The sequence below is a fragment of the Chitinophaga horti genome (assembly GCF_022867795.2).
GTDB lineage: Bacteria > Bacteroidota > Bacteroidia > Chitinophagales > Chitinophagaceae > Chitinophaga > Chitinophaga horti.
Genome location: NZ_CP107006.1, coordinates 1,823,586 through 1,844,816 on the forward strand (window position 1 = coordinate 1,823,586; position 21,231 = coordinate 1,844,816).

13 protein-coding genes are annotated in these 21,231 nt (G+C 52.5%); 8 read left to right on the forward strand and 5 right to left on the reverse strand.

All coding sequences use genetic code 11. From position 1 onward, the window contains the following. Positions 1-56: 56 nt before the first annotated feature. A complete protein-coding gene (locus MKQ68_RS07340) occupies positions 57-383 on the forward strand; it encodes a hypothetical protein (RefSeq protein ID WP_264282723.1) in 327 nt (108 codons plus the stop codon). A 282-nt stretch (positions 384-665) separates the two neighbouring features. Here MKQ68_RS07340 and MKQ68_RS07345 read toward each other — a convergent pair whose 3' ends face one another. Continuing rightward, a complete protein-coding gene (locus MKQ68_RS07345) occupies positions 666-2,249 on the reverse strand; it encodes a peptide chain release factor 3 (RefSeq protein WP_264282724.1) in 1,584 nt (527 codons plus the stop codon). A 119-nt stretch (positions 2,250-2,368) separates the two neighbouring features. On the opposite strand from MKQ68_RS07345, the gene MKQ68_RS07350 reads away from it, so the two are divergent. The 4 genes from MKQ68_RS07350 to MKQ68_RS07365 are packed head-to-tail and all read left to right on the forward strand — an operon-like array spanning position 2,369 to position 7,598. Then, a complete protein-coding gene (locus MKQ68_RS07350; protein WP_264282725.1) occupies positions 2,369-3,622 on the forward strand; it encodes an ABC transporter permease in 1,254 nt (417 codons plus the stop codon). A 40-nt stretch (positions 3,623-3,662) separates the two neighbouring features. Further along, a complete protein-coding gene (tsaD, locus tag MKQ68_RS07355) occupies positions 3,663-4,676 on the forward strand; it encodes a tRNA (adenosine(37)-N6)-threonylcarbamoyltransferase complex transferase subunit TsaD (protein ID WP_264282726.1) in 1,014 nt (337 codons plus the stop codon). Between the two features lie 58 nt (positions 4,677-4,734). After that, positions 4,735-6,879, forward strand: a complete 2,145-nt coding sequence (locus tag MKQ68_RS07360) for an alpha-L-fucosidase (RefSeq protein WP_264282727.1) — start codon at positions 4,735-4,737, stop codon at positions 6,877-6,879. A 2-nt stretch (positions 6,880-6,881) separates the two neighbouring features. Beyond that, the gene (locus tag MKQ68_RS07365; protein WP_264282728.1) at positions 6,882-7,598 is read left to right on the forward strand and encodes a tRNA1(Val) (adenine(37)-N6)-methyltransferase; all 717 of its coding nucleotides are present in this window, start codon (positions 6,882-6,884) and stop codon (positions 7,596-7,598) included. Positions 7,599-7,765: 167 nt separating this feature from the next. Here the strand turns inward: MKQ68_RS07365 and MKQ68_RS07370 are convergent, their stop codons facing one another. Both MKQ68_RS07370 and MKQ68_RS07375 read right to left on the reverse strand, forming a co-directional pair. Then, entirely contained in the window at positions 7,766-8,977 is a 1,212-nt protein-coding gene (locus MKQ68_RS07370) for an NAD(P)-dependent oxidoreductase (RefSeq protein ID WP_264282729.1), read from the reverse strand. 51 nt (positions 8,978-9,028) lie between these two features. Next, positions 9,029-10,936: an AAA domain-containing protein gene (locus MKQ68_RS07375; protein ID WP_264282730.1), complete on the reverse strand. Its 1,908-nt coding sequence runs from the start codon at positions 10,934-10,936 to the stop codon at positions 9,029-9,031. An 18-nt stretch (positions 10,937-10,954) separates the two neighbouring features. Here MKQ68_RS07375 and MKQ68_RS07380 point away from each other — a divergent pair, with 18 nt between their 5' ends. Both MKQ68_RS07380 and MKQ68_RS07385 read left to right on the forward strand, forming a co-directional pair. Further along, positions 10,955-11,080, forward strand: a complete 126-nt coding sequence (locus MKQ68_RS07380; RefSeq protein WP_264282731.1) for a hypothetical protein — start codon at positions 10,955-10,957, stop codon at positions 11,078-11,080. A 101-nt stretch (positions 11,081-11,181) separates the two neighbouring features. Next, complete coding sequence (locus MKQ68_RS07385; RefSeq protein WP_244838452.1) at positions 11,182-12,051, forward strand: phosphatase PAP2 family protein; 870 nt, start codon at positions 11,182-11,184, stop codon at positions 12,049-12,051. 200 nt (positions 12,052-12,251) lie between these two features. Here the strand turns inward: MKQ68_RS07385 and MKQ68_RS07390 are convergent, their stop codons facing one another. Further along, positions 12,252-13,049, reverse strand: coding sequence for a KilA-N domain-containing protein (locus MKQ68_RS07390; protein WP_264282732.1), 798 nt, complete (start codon positions 13,047-13,049; stop codon positions 12,252-12,254). A 155-nt stretch (positions 13,050-13,204) separates the two neighbouring features. Further along, on the reverse strand, positions 13,205-14,536 hold the full coding sequence (locus MKQ68_RS07395; RefSeq protein ID WP_264282733.1) for an APC family permease: 1,332 nt from the start codon (positions 14,534-14,536) through the stop codon (positions 13,205-13,207). A gap of 794 nt (positions 14,537-15,330) precedes the next feature. Here MKQ68_RS07395 and MKQ68_RS07400 point away from each other — a divergent pair. Then, positions 15,331-21,219, forward strand: coding sequence for an Ig-like domain-containing protein (locus MKQ68_RS07400; RefSeq protein WP_264282734.1), 5,889 nt, complete (start codon positions 15,331-15,333; stop codon positions 21,217-21,219). The last annotated feature ends 12 nt before the right edge of the window (positions 21,220-21,231 follow it).

Sequence of the window (21,231 nt, forward strand, 5' to 3'; positions counted from 1 at the left end):
CCGGTGTAAAAGCGAAGTTGGTAACGGAATAACCATCAATTAAAAACTAACAAGCTATGAAAAAGCTAATGCTCCTTATCTTTCTCGCCACGGGTGTTTCCTACACTGTATCAGCCCAGGGCAGAGGTCACAAAAGAGGTCATTATAAAGAGTGCAGAGATGACCGGCGCTATTCCCGCAGAGACGATTGCAACGACCGCAGATATTATCGTAATGAAAGACGTGATAGAGTTTATTACCAGGCACCATGTCCGCCGAGAGGCCGTGTAGTCGTGGTGAACGCACCAAGGCCGCCGCTGTTGCCGCCGCCACCGCCGTTCCCACTGCCACTGCCGCCAAGGCCGCATGTGAGTGGCCACGTGGTAATCAACGCAGGATTTTAACGGAAACCATGTTATATGTAGAAGAGCCGTCCGGTGTTACCGGGCGGCTTTCTTTTTTTATTTTCCCGATTGCGTAAATCATATTTCCAATATCGTAAACGATATGAGACGTATGCCTGTACCTTCGCTATAGTTAATCTCACAAAGACTTTTTACAACGCGATAATTGAGTTGGTCGTACGAATAAGCCGCGCCTTATCCTGGGCGCGGCCTTTTATTTTCCAGCCGTACATAAAAAAAGCCGGTCCTTAAAAGACCGGCTTCGATATCAACAAGTTAATCTTATTTGTGTATTTCCGACGTAAAATGGAATTCGATCTCCGGGTTGTTGGTTCGCTCGGTATTGAGGTACCATTCTGACTGTGCCAGGTATACCAGGTGACCATCTTTATCTTCCACGATGTTCGAGCTCTTGAACCGGATGAAGTCTTCCACTTTTTGTTTCGGACCGGTAATCCAGCAGGCTTTATAGAAGGGCAGGGTATTGAACTGACAGGCGGCGCCGTACTCCTGTAACAGGCGGTATTGGATCACCTCGAATTGCAGTTCGCCCACACAACCAATGATCTTGCGGTTACCTCCGTGCTGCGTAAACAGCTGGGCCACGCCCTCATCCGTCAGCTGGCGGATGCCTTTTTCCAGTTGTTTGGTCTTCATCGGATCTTTGTTTACCAGCTCCTTGAACAGCTCCGGAGAGAAGCTGGGGATGCCTGTAAAGTAAAGATCTTCGCCCTCCGTAAGGGTGTCGCCGATCTTAAAGTTGCCCGTATCGAACAAACCTACCACGTCGCCGGGGAAGGCGTCATCTACCACGTTCTTATCACGCGCCATAAAAGTATAAGGGTTGCTGAAGCGCACATCCTTATCCAGCCTTACGTGGTGATAGAATTTATTACGCTCGAACCTGCCCGAACAGATACGCAGGAACGCGATGCGGTCACGGTGGCGGGGATCGAGGTTAGCGTGTATTTTAAAGATAAAGCCGGTGAACTTGTCTTCGCCGGGTTCAATTTCCCTGATGGTAGAAGGGCGGGGGCGGGGCACTGGTGCGATTTCCACGAAGGTATCGAGCATGTCTTTTACGCCGAAGTTGTTTACCGCACTTCCGAAGAATACGGGGGCCAGTTTGCCCTGCAGGTATTCTTCTTTTTCGAAGGTATCATACACGCCTTCGATCAACTCCACGTCGCTGCGCAGCTGCTGGGCGTCCTGGGCGTTAAACAGTTCATCTACACGTGGGGTGTTTACGTCCGGCATAGGGATGATGTCTTCGTCGGTCGCCTTCTTGTTAGGCGCAAAACTTACGAAGCTTTTGTCGTACAGGTTGTACACGCCTTTAAAGTCTTTACCACCGTTGATTGGCCAGCTGAGCGGGCGAACGCGGATGTTCAGCTTTTCCTCCAGCTCGTCCAGCAGGTCGAACGGATTTTTACCGTCGCGGTCCATTTTATTTACGAAGATGATTACCGGTGTATCGCGCATGCGGCACACTTCCATCAATCTTTCTGTTTGTTCTTCCACTCCCTTCACACAGTCGATCACCAGTACCACACTGTCCACTGCGGTGAGCGTACGATAGGTGTCTTCGGCAAAGTCCTTGTGACCGGGGGTATCGAGCAGGTTCACGAGGGTATCGCGGTACTCGAAGGTCATTACGGAGGTAGCCACCGAGATACCTCTCTGGCGCTCGATCTCCATAAAGTCGGAGGTAGTATGTTTCTTGATCTTATTCGATTTTACCGCGCCGGCCGTTTGGATAGCGCCGCCGAACAGCAGGAACTTCTCCGTAAGGGTAGTCTTACCCGCATCCGGGTGGGCGATGATGGCAAACGTTTTTCGCCTGTTAATCTCGTTAGCGTACTTCATTGATGCAAAAATGGCTGCAAAGGTAATCATTTTCCGGGAGAGTATGGCCGCAGTGAAGGGGCCTTGTCCACTGGTCAATTAGTGCGGCATGGCATCGATATAAATATTAAATTTGATCTATGCTCTCCACCCTGAAAATTCTCTGGAATAGTTTAAAGATGGCCCTGCAGGAACTGCGGGTAAACAAAGTACGTACGTTTTTGTCGTTGCTGGGTATTACGATCGGCATCTTTTGCGTGATCGCGGTATTTTCCGCCACCGACAGCCTGGAGCGCAATATTCGTAACGAGGTGGCTACACTGGGCAGTAATGTGATCTATATCCAGAAGATGCCCTGGGACGACGGTCCGGACATGCCCTGGTGGAAGTTCGTGAACCGCCCCGCCAGCAGCATTAAGGAATTGAAGCCATTGCAGGACAGGGTGCCCCGCGCAGATGCGGTAGCTTTCGCCTTTACCAGCGGCGGTAAAAAGATCGAGGCGGGCAAGGATTATATGGAGAACGTAGAGCTGATGGGCGTGTCGCAGGATTTTGATAAGATACAGGCGCTCGACATCATTTACGGCCGGTATTTTTCTCCCACCGAATCTAACACCGGCGCCAATGTGGTGATCCTGGGCGGTAACCTCTGGCAAACACTGTTTCCTAATCCCGAAGCGGCCATCGGCAGCATCGTAAAGGTGAGCGGCCGGAACTGTAAAGTAATTGGTCTCCTGAAATATAAGGGCGAAGGCGGTTTGGTGAACATCAACTACGACGATACCGCCATCCTTCCATACGGCTTTTCCCGCACCATCGTGGACGAGCGCCGGTATGCCGACCCGTTCCTCATGGTAAAAGGTAAACCAGATGTGAGTCTCGGTCAGCTGAAAGATGACCTCACCGGCGCCATGCGCGCCGTAAGAAGATTGTCGCCCAAGCAGGAAGATAACTTTGCGCTGAATGAGATTACCGCTATCAATAACGATCTGAATGACATCTTCCTCCGTATCAATATCGGCGGATTATTTATCGGCATCTTCGCCCTCTTCGTAGGTGCGTTCGGGATCGCCAATATCATGTTTGTTACCGTAAAAGAACGTACCAACATCATCGGTCTTAAAAAGGCCATCGGCGCTAAAAGAAGCACGATACTGCTGGAGTTCCTGCTGGAAGCGATCCTGTTATGTGTGATCGGCGGCCTGTTAGGATTACTCACCGTGTATGGCATGGCGGTATTGGCCACTAAGCTGATGAACTTCCCTTTTGTATTATCGATGGGGAATATCATTTTTGGTGTCACTTCCTCCATGGTCGTGGGCTTACTCGCCGGCTTCATTCCGGCCTGGTCGGCCTCGCGTTTAGACCCTGTGGTGGCTATTCGCAGCAATTAACGCGGGAAAATTTGCCGCCGCTGCTTATATTTGCCATTCTATGACGGGTGTTAAAATATTAGCGATAGAGTCTTCATGTGACGAGACGAGTGCCTCTGTATTGGTAGATGGTATGGTACTATCCAATATCATCGCAAATCAGTCTGTTCATGAACAATATGGCGGGGTTGTACCGGAACTGGCATCCCGTGCCCACCAGGAGAACATCGTACCCGTGGTAGATACTGCGCTGAAAAAAGCCGGCGTAGACATGACTGAACTGAGTGCCATCGCTTTTACCCAAAGTCCCGGTCTGATCGGCTCCCTGCTCGTAGGTAGCTGTTTTGCCAAGTCGATGGCCATGGCGCTTGACATCCCGCTCATTGGCGTACATCATATGCAGGCCCACGTACTCGCCAACTTCATCGAAGATCCCAAACCGTCTTTCCCTTTCCTTTGTTTAACCGTTTCCGGTGGACATACGCAGATCGTGCAGTGTAACGGTCCGCTCGATATGAAAGTGATCGGCGAAACGATGGACGATGCCGCAGGGGAGGCGTTCGATAAAAGCGCTAAACTGATAGGTTTGCCTTATCCCGGCGGCCCGTTGGTAGACAAACACGCAAAGAACGGTGATCCCAAACGGTTTAAGTTCCCGGAGCCGCAAATTCCCGGTCTCAACTTCAGCTTCAGCGGCCTAAAAACCGCTATTCTTTACTTTTTGCAGGATAACAAGGCGAAAGATCCCGCATTCGTGGAAAACAACCTCGATGATATCTGCGCCTCGGTGCAGCACCGGATCGTGACCATCCTCATGAATAAGCTCGTAAAGGCTTCGGAGGAAACGGGCATCCGGCAGATCAGCATTGCCGGAGGCGTAAGCGCCAACTCTGGTTTACGCGCCGCGCTGGCTGAATATGCGGCAAAGTATGATTGGCAATATTATATTCCTAAATTTGAGTACTGTACCGATAATGCAGCGATGATCGCCATTACCGCGTACTATAAATACCTGGCGGGCGAATTTGCATCCCTGGACGCCATCCCTTCCGCCCGCGCCGTATTCGGCGAGTAGTTTTAGCTGTACCCTATCAAGAGCCTGCACACAACCATTCTAACGTTAATACCATTGTATGAAGAAGTTTGTCCTGGTGAGTATCTGGACCCTTACCACAATTGTTGCTTTATCCCAGCCTAAGTCTGCCCAGCAAACCTGGAAGGACCAAAAATATTCCATGTTCATTCACTGGGGCGCGATTTACAGCTCCCTCGGCGGCGTGTGGAACGGTAAACCTGTGACGACAGGCTACAGCGAACAGATACAGGCCCATGCGGGCATTTACAGTGATGTTTACGCCAATGTGGCTAAACGCTTCAATCCCCAGCGCTGGAAGCCTGATTCTATTGCCTTATTGGCCAAAGCCGCAGGTATGAAATCGGTAGTGATCACTTCCAAACACCACGATGGCTTTTGTATGTTCAAGTCGGCCTATACAACATACAACGTGGTGGATGCCACACCTTACAAACGCGATGTAGTAAAGGAACTGGCAGATGCCTGTAAGAAGCACAACCTCCGTTTCGGCGTATATTTTTCCCTGATAGACTGGCACTTCCCGCAGGCATACCCGATCAGCAGCCATAACAGCGACCCGATTACCGAACAGCACCACCACTATAACGTGGAACAGGTAACGGAGCTGCTCACGAACTACGGACCTATCTCCGAGATCTGGTTCGATATGGGCTCACTTACTGCCGCACAAAGCCAGGAACTGGCTACGCTCGTGCATCGCCTGCAGCCTGATTGTATGGTGAGTGGCCGCCTCGGTAATGACGCCGGAGACTTTTGTGTGATGGGCGACAATGATTATCCCAACTATAAGATCGCAACGCCCTGGCAAACGCCGGCTTCTGTATACGACGAAACCTGGGGTTACCGCTCCTGGCAGGAGCATGGCCCCGTGGCCGATAAAGCCATGCAGAAACTGGAAGGACTGCTGAAAGTGGTGAGCCGTGGCGGTAACTACCTGCTGAATATTGGTCCGCGTGGTGACGGCTCCGTAGTAGATTTTGAGAAGGATGTATTACTCCGTAACGGCAAGTGGCTCGCCCAGAACGGCGAAGCAGTGTATGGAGCAGCGCCGAGCCCTTTCGGCCGCTTTTTCGACTGGGGAGAGGTAACGGCTAAAGAGAATAAGTTGTACCTCAGTTTACTCCGCCAGCCCGAAGGAAACATCATCGCCCTGCCCGGACTTAAAGGCGAAATTGCCAGTGTAACCGTGCTGGATAGCAGCCGTGCACGACTGAACTGCCGCATTTTCACAGAAGGAAACACTACTTACCTCGAGCTGCCATCGAAGTTTAAACTGAATAACCGTGCCCGCGTACTGCGCCTCAACTTTTCCGCACCGTACGCCGTATTGCCGGAAAACATACTGGAGATGACACCGAACAGTCACCTCGTGCTCGACCGGCACAATGCTGAAAAACATTACAGCTTTTCGGGGATAGATTACAACAGCTATTATCGCAGCACCGTAGCGAACAGCTGGCGGTTGAAGGCAAGTACAGACATGAAGGTGATTCCCTGGCTGTCGTACACGCAGCAGGAAAGAGATAATTCTATCACCCTCACGGTGAATGACCGCTCGCAGGTGGTAAAACTCGTTTGTACAGATTCGTTGCTCATCAGCCTCGCTACCCGCAAGATCAGCTGGAGCCCTATGTACCTCGCAGGCCCTTACTGGAACGGCATCAGCTGGGCGAATGGAGATGTGAATACAATCGACGTCACCAAACCCTGGCCGGCCGGGCATGATGCCCGTTGGAAAAAGACCGACTGGAAAAATGATAAAGTATACGAACTGGAAGCCGACTGGAACAACAGCTGGTATGTATACCAGGAAGTAAAAGCAGAAGAGGCGGGGCAATACATCATCCGGTTGACGAGCGGCGATGGCATACAGGTGTTTTTGAACGGGGAGGAGCAAGTGGTGCATAATAACCCGGCGCGCGGGTTTACCCAGCAGGAATACTTAGTTTTGCCGCTGCAAGCGGGCGTTAATAAACTGGTGGTGAAAGTGTACAATCGTTTTGCGAAGAAAACCGTGGTGTCGATCGATAAAGATGTGCCGCAACTCATGTACCGCCAGCGTCTCGCGCCGCTGCAGTTAAAGAAAGACGAGGTAGGAGCGTACAGCTGGCAGTTGTACAACCCGGTTTCCGTACACCGCGATATGCGTATGCCGAACCTGGAGCTGCACCTCGCGCAATAAGTATGGCGAACGACTATTTTCAATTCAAGCAATTTACCGTACACCAGCAGCGGGCCGCGATGCGCGTATGCACAGATGCCTGCATCCAGGGCGCTTACACCGCCCGTTACCTGCGTACCTCGCCGCCCGCCCGTGTACTGGACATAGGTGCCGGCACGGGATTGCTCAGTCTCATGCTGGCGCAAGCCATACCGGCACCTATCGATGCGATCGAGTTAGATGCTGATGCCTTCGCGCAGGCTGGTGAGAACTTTGCTGCGTCACCCTGGGCGCAGCGTTTACAGGTGATACATGCGGATGCCCGTCAGTTCAACGCTGCCAGACCTTATCCGTTCATTATCACGAATCCTCCTTTCTTCATCAACGCCCTTAAAAGTGGCAAAGCCGCCCGTAACACCGCGATGCACGCCACAGAGCTGGACTTCGCCGCATTGGCTGCAGCGATCGACGTCAACTTAAGTGCGGACGGTGCCTGTTCGGTACTGTTGCCTTATGATGCGTTTGAGCAGTTCCGCGTATTGGCGGCTAATAAAGGATTGGAGTTGGCAATAAAACTGGATGTACAGCAATCGCCGAGGCATGGATTCTTCAGAACTGTCGGTATATTTAAGCGGGGAGCGGTAAATACGGAGATGGAAACGCTGCTGATCTATGATGCGCAGAACCAGTACACGCCGGATTTTGTGGCATTGTTGAAGGAGTATTATTTGTATTTATAGCATCATCGCCCGTACATTTCGTGGTTGGGGAGCCATGTTTCCCTCACCAGCCTATTTGTTGAAGGCGTATTACTTGTATTTATAGCATCATCGTGCCGTACATTTCGTGGTTGGGGAACCATGTTTCCCTCACTAGCCTATCGTAAAGAACGTGTTATTTTTTTTAACTATCTGCCCTCCACGTAATCCTGCAGATAATCATAATGCTCCGTCAATTTACCCGCACTTGCAATCGTCGCGCGGTCGATCATCTTACTATCCGTTTTCATCAGGTCATCGAACACGAACTTCATCAGCTGATCACCGAAGTACTGCGATGCATCGCGGGGCAGCTCGTTCGGTAAATTGCCCACACACATCATAGTCACGCCCTCTTCATGGAACGGTGCCAGTTTCTGTTGCGTAAAGCGGTTCACGTCGTACACAGGATCTTCGATCGTAGAGTCGCCGAGGTTGCAGGGGATAGAGCCATGCGCATCGTCCGTAATATCCGCGATCACCCGGATGCGGAAGTTGTCTTTGGCCATATCCGCCCAGGCGAATAGAGGCTCAATGTTTTTATCCCAGTAAATACCGTTCATGAGAATGTCGCTGGCGGTAACGTAAGGCAGGAAACGGCAGTCGTAGTTTTCAGGATGCGCGTGAAAGTCGTCGCGGCTATAAGTTTTATCGGTTTTACGAAGATAGAGTTCACCCGCTTTCAGTTGTGTATACACCGGGTAGGCGTAACTGTTGATGAGGAACTCCTCTGGCGGAATGTACTTGATGCCCAGTAAGCCCATCACCTCCAATATGCCCGCGGTTACACGCCCGGAGCCGGTTGCCACGATCTTGATCGGCGGTATTTTTACCCCGAAGTAATGCGTGATCAACTCCTGGAAATCCCGGCACTCATGTACCCGTTTGAACTTGAACGTACCGGTGCGCGCGCCGTAGGCCAGCAGTCCATTGTGCGCACCCACCACGCCCGCAAAGAAGCCAAAGCCCAGGATGCGTTGTCCGTCTTCATGCACCAAACATTCATAATCGATTAGTGTAATGTTTTTTTCCAGGATGGCCTGTAACATCTGCCGGTTATGCGGTTGCTGTTTTTTGGTGTGGGAGAAGAAGAGGTATGTTTTATCCGCGATCAGCTTTTCCTGCGGGATCTCTTTGATGCCGAGTAATACATCACACATCGATAAATCCTCCGACAGCCGGATGCCCGCCGCCGTATATTCGTCATCGGTAAAGCATCGCTGCTCCGAAGGTTGCACGGTAATCTGCACGCCAGGGTAGTGGCTCAGTATCCACTTACATTGCAGGGGCGTAAAAGCGACGCGGTTATCATGAGGCACTTTCTCCTCCCGCAGCAAGCCGATATGGATGTTTTTGATCATAGCGTTGGAATAGGCTTCTACTGCAACTTACTGAAATTTAATGAAATGGAATTAGTCCACCATAAACTCCCACGCACTCTTATACGCATCATGCCCCTCCGCATACGTGATGAACCCTGCATAAAATGCATCCTGCGAAAGCGTGCCGCTGTCGCCGATCACTACCAGCTTCTTACGGGCACGGGTCATCGCTACGTTCATACGACGGATGTCCGACAGGAAGCCGATCTTGCTGTCGGCGTTACTGCGGGTCATGCTGATGTACACGATGTCGCGCTCCTGGCCCTGGAAGCTGTCGATGGTGTTGACGGTAATCTTATCGGCGTAGGGTTGCAGCTCGGTATGACTGGTCAGCTGTTCGCGCAGTAATTGAATTTGTTGTTTATAGGGGGATATGACCGCTATCGTCGGGAAGTCCTGCTCGCGGTAATGCGGTTGCAAGTCACTCACGAGTTGCGCCAGGTGTTTGAATACGAAGGCGGCTTCCTCGGGATTGGTGGTGCTCGTACCTTCTGCCACTTCCTCGAAGCCACAGCCGGCGGTGTCTACGAAGTTCAGCGGGGTATCGTCCTGGTACAGCAGGTGGCCGGCCACGGATTGATGCGCCCTTAGTTTATCCTCGTAAAATACGGCAGAAGAGTAACCCATGATCGCGGTATGCATGCGGTATTGCTCTTCGAGTAACACCACCGCTTCGGGGTGTGCTTTCACACACTTCTCGAGCAGTGTGGTCGACAGGCCTTTACGCGCCGCTTCCTCCGACTTAACGGTGGGTGACAACTGGCAGTGATCGCCCGCCAGTATTACTTTACGGCCTTTCAGGACAGGTATCCAGCAGGCAGGCTCCAGGGCCTGACCGGCTTCGTCGATCACGACGGTATGGTACCTCAGGTTCTTAACGGTATAATGGTTGGCACCAACGAGCGTAGCGGTAATGACCTGCGCCTTGTTCATCAGGTAGTCGGTGATGTACTGCTCCGTACTTTCTACCTGTTTCATGATGTTACGGGCCTCGTCGAACAAGGCTTTGCGCTGATCACGTTCTGCCTTGCCGAAGTTGCGTTTGTACTTATGCGCCATGTTTTTGAATTCAGACGCCTGCTTCTTCAACCGTTTGATGTCTTTCATCTGCGGATGCCCGGCCATCTTGCTGTCCAGCGTAAGTGCGCTCAATCGTTCCGATACGCGCGCAGGGTTGCCTACCCGCAGCACATTCAGTCCGGCCGAAGAAAGTTTATCGCTCAGCAGGTCGACCGCCGCATTGCTCGGCGCTACGACGAGTATTTTACGGTTGTCGTTCTTCGCCAGGGTTTTGATCGCCTGTACGAGCGTCGTGGTTTTGCCCGTACCCGGAGGGCCGTGCACGATGGCCAGGTCATCCGCCGCGAGAATACGGTTTACCGCCTCCTGCTGGGAAGAGTTGAGGCCGGGTAACGTAACCGGATGCACGTCCTTATCAAATACCGGCTTTTGCTGGCCGGTGAGTACCTGTATCAATCTGCCTTCCTCTCGCTTTTCGCTCAGGCTCTCCGCCAGTTTTAAGGCGTTGGCCATCTCATCGTAACTGTTATCATCGAACAGGAGGTCGATGCCCAGTTTGCCATCGCGCGCCCATTCGGGTAGCTCGTCGGTGCGCAGGGTGATGCGCAGGCGGTCGCCGCCCTGCCAGGTGATGGTGCCTTCCTCGCGGTTGCTTTTAGGATCGTGGTTGGAAAACAGCGTAGCCGAGGCCCCGAAGCGGAGCTGGTGTGGCAGGTCTTTATGGGTAGTACGTTCTACTTCTACAGAAATATAGTCGCCCCGGGTCATTTCGGTATCGCGGATGGCGATGGGGTACCAGGTGAGGCCGTCGGCGCGGCGGTCGTTCACAGAGGCATGCTCGGTGAGGGCCTGGTAACTGCGTTTGTCTTCTTCCAGTTCTATTTTCAGTAATTCCTGCAGCTTTTTGAAATAATCCATTGTGCAAAGTTAACAATTATGGAATTAGGGATTTTGAAAGCCGAATTTGCAGGTAGTTACAAAGGTAAGGCGGGCAACGCGTACCTATATTACACACCCGGTATACGGCACTGGAATGAGGGCCTGGAGGTGACTTGTGAGTAGGCATATATACCTGCTCTGCGCGTATATGTACAATTATATTTGCACAGCATCAGGTGTAAATTGCGTAGTTTTGAGGGATTAAACAGGTTTTACTTTTTACGATGCACAGAATTTTTTTGATGCTGATCTGCTGCGCTACGGGAATGCAATATGTGAAGGCCCAGACAGCGGTAAACGATACTTCGATTACGACCACCGATACACTGCCCACCCATCAAAAGGTGTACAATGTAAAACCCTGGGTAGAACTGCCCGCCGGCTTAGGTGGTGTGATCCTGTTCTCCACCGTGGCGCTGCCTGCCCTTACCAGGCATGCATCATTAACTGAGGCGCAGGCCCTCGCATTAAATCCTGCCGATGTAAACTGGTTCGACCGCCCGATCATTTTCAAGAACCCCGATGGTTACAGCAAGGCCATGAGCCGCTCCGACCTGTTCCTGAACATTTCGGTATTGAGTCCCGCGATATTGGGGTTGGATAAGAAAGTACGTAAAGACTGGTTCGATCTCCTGGGCATGTATTTCATGACGCATACCATCAACCAAACCCTCTATACCGGCATGGCCTTCGCGTTCCGCCGCGAGCGGCCATATACCTACAACCCGGATGTGCCCATGTCTTCCAAGGTAGGTAACGCCAAAGCCAACTCGTTTTATAGCGGCCATGCTTCCGTAGCATCTGCCTCTACTTTCTTCCTCGCGAAAGTATACACCGATTACCATCACATTACGGGCTGGCGCAGGATCCTGGTGTATGGTGCTGCTGCTGTTCCGCCCTCCATCGTTGGCTACTTCCGTATGGAAGGCGGCCGCCACTTCCGCACCGATGTATTTACCGGCCTGGTGATGGGCGCGGCAACAGGCATCCTGGTGCCGGAGCTGCACCGATTCAAAGAGAAACATAAAGGCATCAGCATGTCGCCTTACTATTCGTCGCAGTCTAGCGGGTTTAGTTTGACGGTGAAGCTGTAGTCTGCCAATTTATTGGAACGCCCTGCACGGATTCGTGCGGGGCGTTCTTGTTTATGGAAGCAGGCAGTCATCGTAGGAGGATCGGCTACGTGAACAGGCGTCACGATGGCTTATTCAATCCATGCGGAGGTCATTGCAGCCAGGCACAGCCTATCTGAACGCGGAAGGCCTGTGTATCACCTCTTCATCTGCAACTATCTTTAAGCAATCTTCAACGGGCTCGCAATCGCCCCGTTCTCCCGCTGCAAGGCTGCGAGCTGCGTGAGTGCCGCATCCCGCAGGATGGTATACCGTTGCTCTTTCGCCAGTCCGTTACGGATTAACACGGCGTTAATGCTTTCGAGGTTGGAGAGTACGATGAGTTGATGCGTATCTGCATAGTCACGGATCGTTTTGCCACCGCCAGCCATGCCGGGGTGTTGTGCCTTCCACTCCCGGGAGCCCTGGCCGAAGACCGCCTGGTTGATCAGCTCCGCTTCTTCGGAGTATACGTTCTTGTCATCCGGCGTTGGTAAGATCGTCTTCACCGCCGAAGAATGGATCTTGTAGTTTGTTGCCGCCAACGACCTTCGGAAGCTCCACTCGGAATGCTGTACGCCGCTGTCCTGCAGGGCTTTCACCAACTGCAGCTTAAACTTCGGCAGTACCCAACCCGCAAACTCGGTCGCTATGTCCCGGTGCGCATACAGTCCGCTATTTCGTCCCGGCTTGAAGTATAGCCCGATGGCCCGCGTTTGTGCGCACCATTCCTTTACGGATACACTGAAGGTGGGCCATGTATACTTGCCCATCAGCACCTCAAATACCTCCTTGTCAAAATCCGGGTTGTACAGCTGCTCCCAGGAGCCAAGTAGTTCCAGGGCCGCCGCGTTACAGAGCCAGCGCTCTGCCGTAAAAGGGGCCTTTTCCATATCTGAAACGGAGAGGTACGTCGCCTCGTAGAGGGTAGTGATGGTGATGGCTTTGTCGCCCACCAAAATTGCTTTTTTGTGTGACATAATTATCGGGTTAACATGATAGTTAAGTTACGAAAAAGAGGGGAGATCAGCAAGGGAAAGCCCTGCGTTTTTACCGCATATCGGGGGCTGGCGACAAGCCTACCCGACCATCACCCGACCATCACCCAACCATCACCCAACCATCCAACCAGGCTTTATCCCAGTTCCGATCTCTTCCGCACCGCTTCTTTCGCAAAGTAGACGATAACCCCCAGTAAGGCAAAGCTCGTACCCGTTGCCATTAGCACCGGCCCGGTGGAAACGAAGATCGCGCCCCACATGATCAGGGCGAGTATGACAGGGATGGGGTACAACGGCATACGCCACTGGAGGGTCGACCGGCCAACGCGACGGCTCAACAGGATGAGCCCTACTGCCTGGGCCATAAATTGCACCAGGATGCGCATGGCAAGGATAGCGTCGATGACGTGCTGTAATTTCAGTAACAGGCTGAATATGAAGGCTATACCGCCTAATACCAGCAGTGAAACATGAGGGAAGTTTTTGGTAGGGTGCAGTTTGGCGAAGATGGAGAAGAAGGCACCATCCTGTGCGGCGGCGTAGGGAACACGGCTATAACCAAGGGTGGCGGAGAATACAGAAGCGAAGGCCACCCAGAGTACCATGACGGTAATGATGTTTGCGGCAATCGGGCCGGCCAGGGTCTCTATGTATTCGCTGATCACAAACTTGCTTTCGGTGATCTGTGACATGGGCAGCACAGAGGCCACACTGATGTTCATGCACAGGTATAGTACGGTAATGCCGGCAATCGAGATCAGCATGCTGCGGGGAATGTTCACCGCGGGGCGGGATATCTCGCCGCCGAGGTGGCAAACGTTGTAGTAGCCCAGGTAGCTGTAAATGGTTTTTACGCTGGCTACACCCAGGGCGGCACCGAATGCATAATTCAGTTCCAGCCCGTCATTCATATGTTTTACCGGGGCCAGGAAGTTGCCATGCGCCAGGCCGCTGCCGATGATCCAGGCCATGGTGGCCAGTACGCCCATCCATAACAGTACGCTGATCTTACCGATGGTTTCTATGCGGCGGTACAACAGCAGTACAATGAGTAATACCACACAACCACTCACCGCCTTTTTGCCAAATTCATTCATGGGGATGAGGTACTCGGTATAATGCGAGAACCCGATCGCCGCAGAAGCGATCACCAATGGTGCCTGTATCATGGTTTGCCATACGAACAGGAAACTCATGAGGCGACCCGTGCGCGGACCAAATCCTTCTTTCAAAAAGTTGTAGCTGCCGCCAGCTTTCGGGAAGGTGGCACCCAGCTCACTCCATACCATGGCGTCGATCAGCGAAAGCACCGCACCGGCTATCCATGCGTATAAAAAACCGGGACCGTTCATCAGCTTTGCCACAATGCTAAGCACGATAAAGGGGCCAATGCCTACCATGTCTGTCATATTGATGGCCGTAGCTTGGAGTAGTCCTATTTTGCGGGAGAGTAGCGGCTGGTTCATAAGCGGGAGTAAATGTACTGTATTTGTGGCAGTCGGAGGGGCGATGCTATCATCGGGGAAAGTAACGGGGAGTGCGTTATACCTTCATGTGTGACCTGCACGCAGTATATTTCGTATTATAGGTAATTGCTTGCAGTGTATTAATCACGCTACGCGTTTTTAGCAATTACTTTCAATACTGGTAGCGGGTTTGCGGCGTGGTTGGTTAAGCAGGTAGTCAGATTATTACAATGATGGGATAAAAAAGTATTATCAGTGTGGTTGAAATAATAGTAGTTTTGATAACAGATTCCCGGAGGTGTTTACGATCACGTTAGCTTTTTGAGACAGGTACATGTAATAGAAGAACGTAGAATGGAGTCCGGACTTTAATTCCCGTTTAAACTGAGTGCAAAATATGAATGCCGGTAAGTGCGTCCGGCGAGCCAAAATGAATCGCCCGTAGTTTTTTCCCGTAGCAACCCGTGTGTGCAAACTGTGCGTGTTAGCCATTAGTGTCCCTGTTCGTACATGGTATGCCCGTAAGATTCCGTGAGCTGCATCGCAAGTACTTTGTTGCGCCCGCAACAGATGGTACCTGTAGTTTGGCAGATTGTCAGAGTGCCCGTGAGCTGCATCCGTAAGTGCTTTGTTGCGCCCGCAACGAGGGTGACTTACTATTGGCAGGCCGATCAGATTTTTCCGTGAGCTGCATGGTGACTGCTTCGTTGCGCCCGCAACGGGGGTGGGTAACTATTGGCAGGCCGTTTAATGTTCCACGTAATCTTTTATTCCATGATCTAATTCTAAACGTCATGAAAAACTTTCTCCTAAGATTGCTTCTTCCGGCGATCCTGGCCGGTGTGCCGTGTCTGTCTGTTTTAGCCCAGGGCTATAACTGGAGTCCCGTACGCATTGGTGGTGGTGGCCGTGTTACAAGCTTTTATGCGCACCCGAAGGTGCCTAACTTATACTTTATTACCACGGATGTTGGCACATCCTATAAGTGGAATAATGGCACGCAAAGGTGGGACGATATGCTGCTCGGCAGCAAGTCGCCTTTGGTGTACTGGAACTGGGCCACTTCCCAGGTGAGCGCTAACCTCGCGCTGGACCCTAATGATGTTACAGGCAACACGCTGTACATCACAGTGGCCAACGGCGCAGGCCCGTCTCCCGGTGCCGGTTTAAACAATAAAGGCACGGTGTGGAAGTCGACGGACCGCGGTGAAAGCTGGACGGACTGCGGACTGGAGATCGATGTAAAACCTAACAGCGATCAGACGTTTGCCGACCGTATCGTGGTAGATCCGCAGAACAGTAATTATGTATGGGTAACAACCCGCTCTCATGGTACCTGGCGCAGCAATGCGGCGGGCGCTGTCGGTTCATGGACGCAGATCGCCACGGGATTTACCGGCGCCGGTAACTTTATTAAGTTTGATATTACGGGTGGTACTGTAAATGGCGTGACCAGGAACATGTTCATCGGTACGCCTACAGGCATGTACCGCAGCACGGACGGTGGCTCCACTTTCTCCGCTATGGTCGGCGGTCCTACGGCCACCAGGCGAGCCAGCATTTCGAAAGATGGGATCATGTTTGTTACCACCACACCTTCGCCCACCAACAACGGCGTATGGAAGTGGAACGGCAGCAGCTGGTCGACCGTATCGCCCGACAATGCCCGCGAGTACAAATATGTATCCGTAAACCCCGATAACTCGAACGAAGTGATTGCCGCTGCCGCAGGTACCTGGTCGTCCGAAAAGATGTACCGCAGTACGACGGGCGGTAACGCCGGCAGCTGGACGGAGATGACGCATACTCGCGACAATTCCGAAGCACCGCATTCAAGAATGAGTGTGGGCAACGGCAACATCGGGTTTAAGATCGATATGGTCACCTTCGATCCTTTTCACCCGGGACAGGTGTGGTTCACTGATCTGATCGACGTGGTGCAGACTACCAACGTGTGGGCACCGGTGGTACACTGGAAATTGCGTGTGGCAGGCCTCGAAGAGATCGTAGCCGGTGGGCCGCTTGTAGCGCCGCCGTACGGTCGCAACCTGCTGCACTCCACTACAGGCGACGTAGGCGGGTTCGATCACGTATCGCTCACAGAACCGCCTGCAACGGGCATGTCTGCCTACTTCTCTACCGGTACCGGCGCTAACTTTTCCGGGGTAGATGTGCAGCAAACCGATCCTGACTTCCTGGTACGTATCGGTAGCGATGGCTGGGACGGTCCGCCAATCGGTGGTTACTCCACCAACGGCGGCGTGTCTTATACCCGCTTCACCCAGTATCCTGCAGGCTCCACAGCTCGCGGTCGTATTGCCGTTTCCGCCAACAGCCGCACCTTTATTTGGGTGCCCATGGGTGGCAAAACGTTCATGTCGAACAACCTCGGCGCCAGCTGGGTAACCTGTGCGGGTTTGCCCGATAACGTGTTACGCAGCGGTGATATCTACCAGATCTGGGCAGGGCAGGTGCCGGTTGCTTCAGATAAAGTAAGCGGTAATATTTTCTATGTATATGCAAGGGGTAAAATGTACGTGAGTGAAGACACTGGCCGTACCTTCAGCGCCCGTGCAACCGGTCTGCCCGACGATCAGGGCGTGGCCTCCAACGTACAGGTGCTGGCATCGCCAGGCAGGTCTGGCGACGTGTGGTTTTCTCACGCCGCAGGTTTGTACCACTCCGTGGATACAGGTCGCAGCTTCACCCGCATCAACCCCACCGATGTGCCCAGCCCGAGATGGATGGCCATTGGTACGGCAGATACGACAGCCGGTGCTCCGTTGAGCGTGTTCGTACTGAGTGGTGCTACACCTTTGATGGGCAGCCACTTCAGCGTGTTCCGTTCCGATAACCTGGGGGTAAGCTGGGATAAGATCCTCGACCCGGTGCCCTCTACAATTCTTACTGCCGCTGCGGACAGGCATGGCCGTATTTTTATGGCCTTGTCGGGTAACGGTTTGTATGTAGGTGAACCTTCAGGCGGGCCGGTTACCGGCGTCAACATCAATCCGCCTGCAGATACCCTGGTAGAAACAGATTCGGTGAAACTGGCGGTAACGCTGGAGCCGCAGTATCCTGTCAACCGTAACTATACCCTTACTTCGTTAAATCCGGCTGTTGCAACAGTAGATGCAAATGGTTGGGTGAGGGCGATTGCAGCAGGTACTACAGGCATCGTTGTTACTACAGAGGACGGCTCTTTCCGCGATACCACTTCGATTACGGTAACTCCCTTTGTACATGTAACCGGCGTAGCGCTGGATACGGCTATTTACACCGGTTTGGGTAACAACCTGAGTGTAGTGCCTATCATCACGCCGGCAGATGCAACCAATAAAAAAGTAACCTGGTCATCGTCCGACAGTACTATACTGAGAGTAAGCTCCGGCGGTATTATTACGGCGGTTGGGCTTGGACAGGCGACGCTGACTGCCACTTCTGTTGACGGTAACGTGAGCGGATCAACGACGGTGAACATCAGCACTGTATCGCTTGCCTATAACATGGGCGACACGGTAGCTATTGGTAACTTCCGCAAAGATCCGGACTTCCATACATGGACGGGCGAAGTGCGTACTACCAATGCGATTACGGTTGCAGGTGTTGCGAATGCAGGTCCGGAAGGGATGTATAAATCTGCCCGCTCGGGGTTGGTGGTCAACTCTCCGTATAATCTCTCCGGTTTACATCCCGGTGGGCGCTACACTGTCAGACTGCACTTTGCAGAGCTGGCGAGCAATGTAAGTACCAACAGGGTATTCCATCTGAACATCAATAACGTTCGGCAGGTAACGAACTTCAACATCTACAGCGCCGCGGGTAATGCCCGTTATAAAGCCGTAGTACGGGAGTTTGTAGCGAATGCGAGCAGCACCGGCGTTATATCCGTACGCCTCGAAGCGTTTACCGGCAGTACGCTCATCAGCGGTATAGAGGCCATCCTCACACCGGTAGACAGCGTAACCCTGCCTGTTACTACTGCGTTTGTTGGCATCAACGATACCTTAAGACTCACACCGACCGTATGGCCGCTGGAAGCGAGCAACCGTGCCGTTACCTGGACGTCGTCCAACCCTGCCGTGGTAAGCGTATCACCGAGTGGTTTACTCACCGGTACCGGTGTTGGTACCGCTGTGATTACTGTGATCACAGCCGAAAGCAGCAGGAAAGATTCCGTTCTTGTTACTGCCGACAGCATCCTGGTTGATAGTGTGCGTTTGAGTGTAGCACGCGATACGGTATCTGTTCGTAATACTAAACAGTTGTCTGCCACGGTATATCCTGCCAACGCGAGCGATAAAGCCGTGATATGGTCGTCTTCAGATACCACAATCGTTAAAGTAAGTGCAAGCGGCCTGTTAACCGGTGTTGCAGCGGGCACGGTGAATATCACCGCTACCAGCCGCCAGGGTGGCCATACCGCCACGATACCAGTAGTGTCGGTCGTGTTGCCGGTAAGCCAGGTGAACCTGAACTACACCTCGTTTACGATTGGTGCAGGTGATACTGCTACTATTCGCGCTACCGCGCTGCCTGCCAACGCGAGCAATACAGCTATCGTATGGAGTTCTTCCGATACGACCGTTGCAAGGGTGAACCAGTCTGGCTTCATTACCGCAGTGGCAGCAGGTTCCGTAAACATTACCGCAGCAGCGCAGGATGGCAATGGTGCCAACGCCGTACTGCCGGTAACAGTGACGGCTATTGACTCTTGTGGCCAGATACTGAACAACGGTTTTGAGAGTGGTTTTATCAACTGGTCTAAACCGGTGGCCAATTCTTCCCGTATTACCATGTTGCCTGCAGACGTGCGCAGCGGTACAAGGGCGTTGCAGATCTATGGTGGTGAAAACAACCAGAATGCAGCGCAGAACTATGCAGGCTTACTTCGTTTGCCAGGCGGTGTGCCTTACACACTCAGCTTCTACGCGAAAGTAGCAGGCAGCCCGAACCCAAGCAATCCATCTCAGTTCCTGAACCCATGGTGGTCAGGTGCCGGTATCGACCTTACCGATTCGTCAGGCGCTAAACTCAGCAGCGCACAGGTAAATATTCCCGTGGCCACTTCCGGCTACACCCGCTATGTGATCACAGGTACAACGCCTGCAAACACTTTTGGTATGGGCTTCTGGATCTCTAAAGTAGGCCCTGGTTATGTATTTATAGATGATGTATGTATGACGATCGACGTGGCCGGTGTAACTCTGAACGTTACCGACGCCCTTGTGAAAGTAGGTGGCACCCGTCAGCTGAATGCTGCCGTAATGCCTGCCACAGCATCTAATACCTCCGTAACCTGGACTACCGAAGATACGGCCGTAGCACAAATCAGCACGAGCGGTTTAATTACCGGTAAAGCACAAGGCACCACTTACGTGATCGCAAGATCTGCCGATGGACTTAAGTCTGATACTGCTGCCATCACGGTAGCGCATCAGTTGATTACCGTGAATGCCGGTGGTACTACAACCGGCGGTTTCAATGCAGATCATTCCTTCACCGGAGGCCTGGTATCACCGACTATTTCTGCGTCGCTTGTGAACACCACAGGAGTGAACGATGCAGCCCCGGCAGCGGTATACACCCAGCGCCGTTATGGCAATCACGCTTACCGCTTCCACGGTCTGATGCCGAACAATGCGTACACCGTTCGCCTGCACCTGATCGAAAGCTACTATACACAGGCCAATAAACGCCTGTTCGATGTTCGCCTCAATAACAGCACCGTGATCAGCAGCATCGACCTGTACGCTGCCGGTGGCCTTAACAAAGCGATCGTTCGCGATGTAACGGGAGTGGCAGACAGTGCCGGCGTGTTGCGTGTAGACTTTGTCACCGTGAAAGACAATGCAGCTGTCGCGGGCCTCGAGCTTTACGGTAACAAAGAAAACTTTGAACAAGTGATCGGTATCAACAGTGCAGATACCGCGGCTCATGGCCTGGCGGCAGACAACTCCTTTACCTGGGGAGCTGCTTCCGGTGTAACGCCGGCGGATACGATCAGCACAAAAGGTACCGTGAACGCATTACCTGCGTCGATCTACCAGAAACGTCGTTATGGTACGAATTTTAACTACAACCTTACCGGTCTGGCACCTAACGGTTCGTACGTATTACGCCTGCATTTGATGGAGCCATTCTCTACCAGCGTAGGTCAGCGCGTATTCGATGTACGGGTGAACAATGTTACCCTGCTGAACAACCTGGATGTTTTCGCCTTCGGTGGTAACAAAAGGTTTAAGGCATTAACCCGCGACATACCGGTAACGGCCGATTCCGCAGGTGTACTGTACGTACAGTTCCTGGCAGACGTGGACAATGCCGCTATCGCCGGTTTACAGGTATTGCAAGTGCCTGGCAGCAATAACCTGACCCTGGGCGATGAGCAGAGCATGGCACGTAAACCGGAGATCGTTGTATATGAATCGATGCTGAAGGTGAGCCCGAACCCCGTATCCGGCAACATCCGCTTTAGCCTTGGCGGCCTTTCATCCGACCAGGAACAACTGCAGGTAACAGTAACAAATATGAATGGCAGAGAAGTGTACCGTACGAGGATCACCTCCGCAAAAGGTACTGTGCAGCATGAATTGCAGAACGGTCAACTGCAACGTGGTATCTACATCTTACAAATTACAGGTAAAAACTTCAGGCAAACGGCGAGAGTCGTAGTGCTGTAACGAGTATAATGC

Bases quoted from the DNA above. Each gene is read 5' to 3' on its own strand.
- tsaD (WP_264282726.1), top strand. From the start codon at position 3,663: ATGACGGGTGTTAAAATATTAGCGATAGAGTCTTCATGTGACGAGACG.
- MKQ68_RS07360 (WP_264282727.1), top strand. From the start codon at position 4,735: ATGAAGAAGTTTGTCCTGGTGAGTATCTGGACCCTTACCACAATTGTT.
- MKQ68_RS07390 (WP_264282732.1), bottom strand. From the start codon at position 13,049: ATGTCACACAAAAAAGCAATTTTGGTGGGCGACAAAGCCATCACCATC.
- MKQ68_RS07375 (WP_264282730.1), bottom strand. From the start codon at position 10,936: ATGGATTATTTCAAAAAGCTGCAGGAATTACTGAAAATAGAACTGGAA.
- MKQ68_RS07350 (WP_264282725.1), top strand. From the start codon at position 2,369: ATGCTCTCCACCCTGAAAATTCTCTGGAATAGTTTAAAGATGGCCCTG.
- MKQ68_RS07385 (WP_244838452.1), top strand. From the start codon at position 11,182: ATGCACAGAATTTTTTTGATGCTGATCTGCTGCGCTACGGGAATGCAA.
- MKQ68_RS07395 (WP_264282733.1), bottom strand. From the start codon at position 14,536: ATGAACCAGCCGCTACTCTCCCGCAAAATAGGACTACTCCAAGCTACG.
- MKQ68_RS07345 (WP_264282724.1), bottom strand. From the start codon at position 2,249: ATGAAGTACGCTAACGAGATTAACAGGCGAAAAACGTTTGCCATCATC.
- MKQ68_RS07400 (WP_264282734.1), top strand. From the start codon at position 15,331: ATGAAAAACTTTCTCCTAAGATTGCTTCTTCCGGCGATCCTGGCCGGT.
- MKQ68_RS07365 (WP_264282728.1), top strand. From the start codon at position 6,882: ATGGCGAACGACTATTTTCAATTCAAGCAATTTACCGTACACCAGCAG.
- MKQ68_RS07380 (WP_264282731.1), top strand. From the start codon at position 10,955: ATGGAATTAGGGATTTTGAAAGCCGAATTTGCAGGTAGTTACAAAGGT.
- MKQ68_RS07340 (WP_264282723.1), top strand. From the start codon at position 57: ATGAAAAAGCTAATGCTCCTTATCTTTCTCGCCACGGGTGTTTCCTAC.
- MKQ68_RS07370 (WP_264282729.1), bottom strand. From the start codon at position 8,977: ATGATCAAAAACATCCATATCGGCTTGCTGCGGGAGGAGAAAGTGCCT.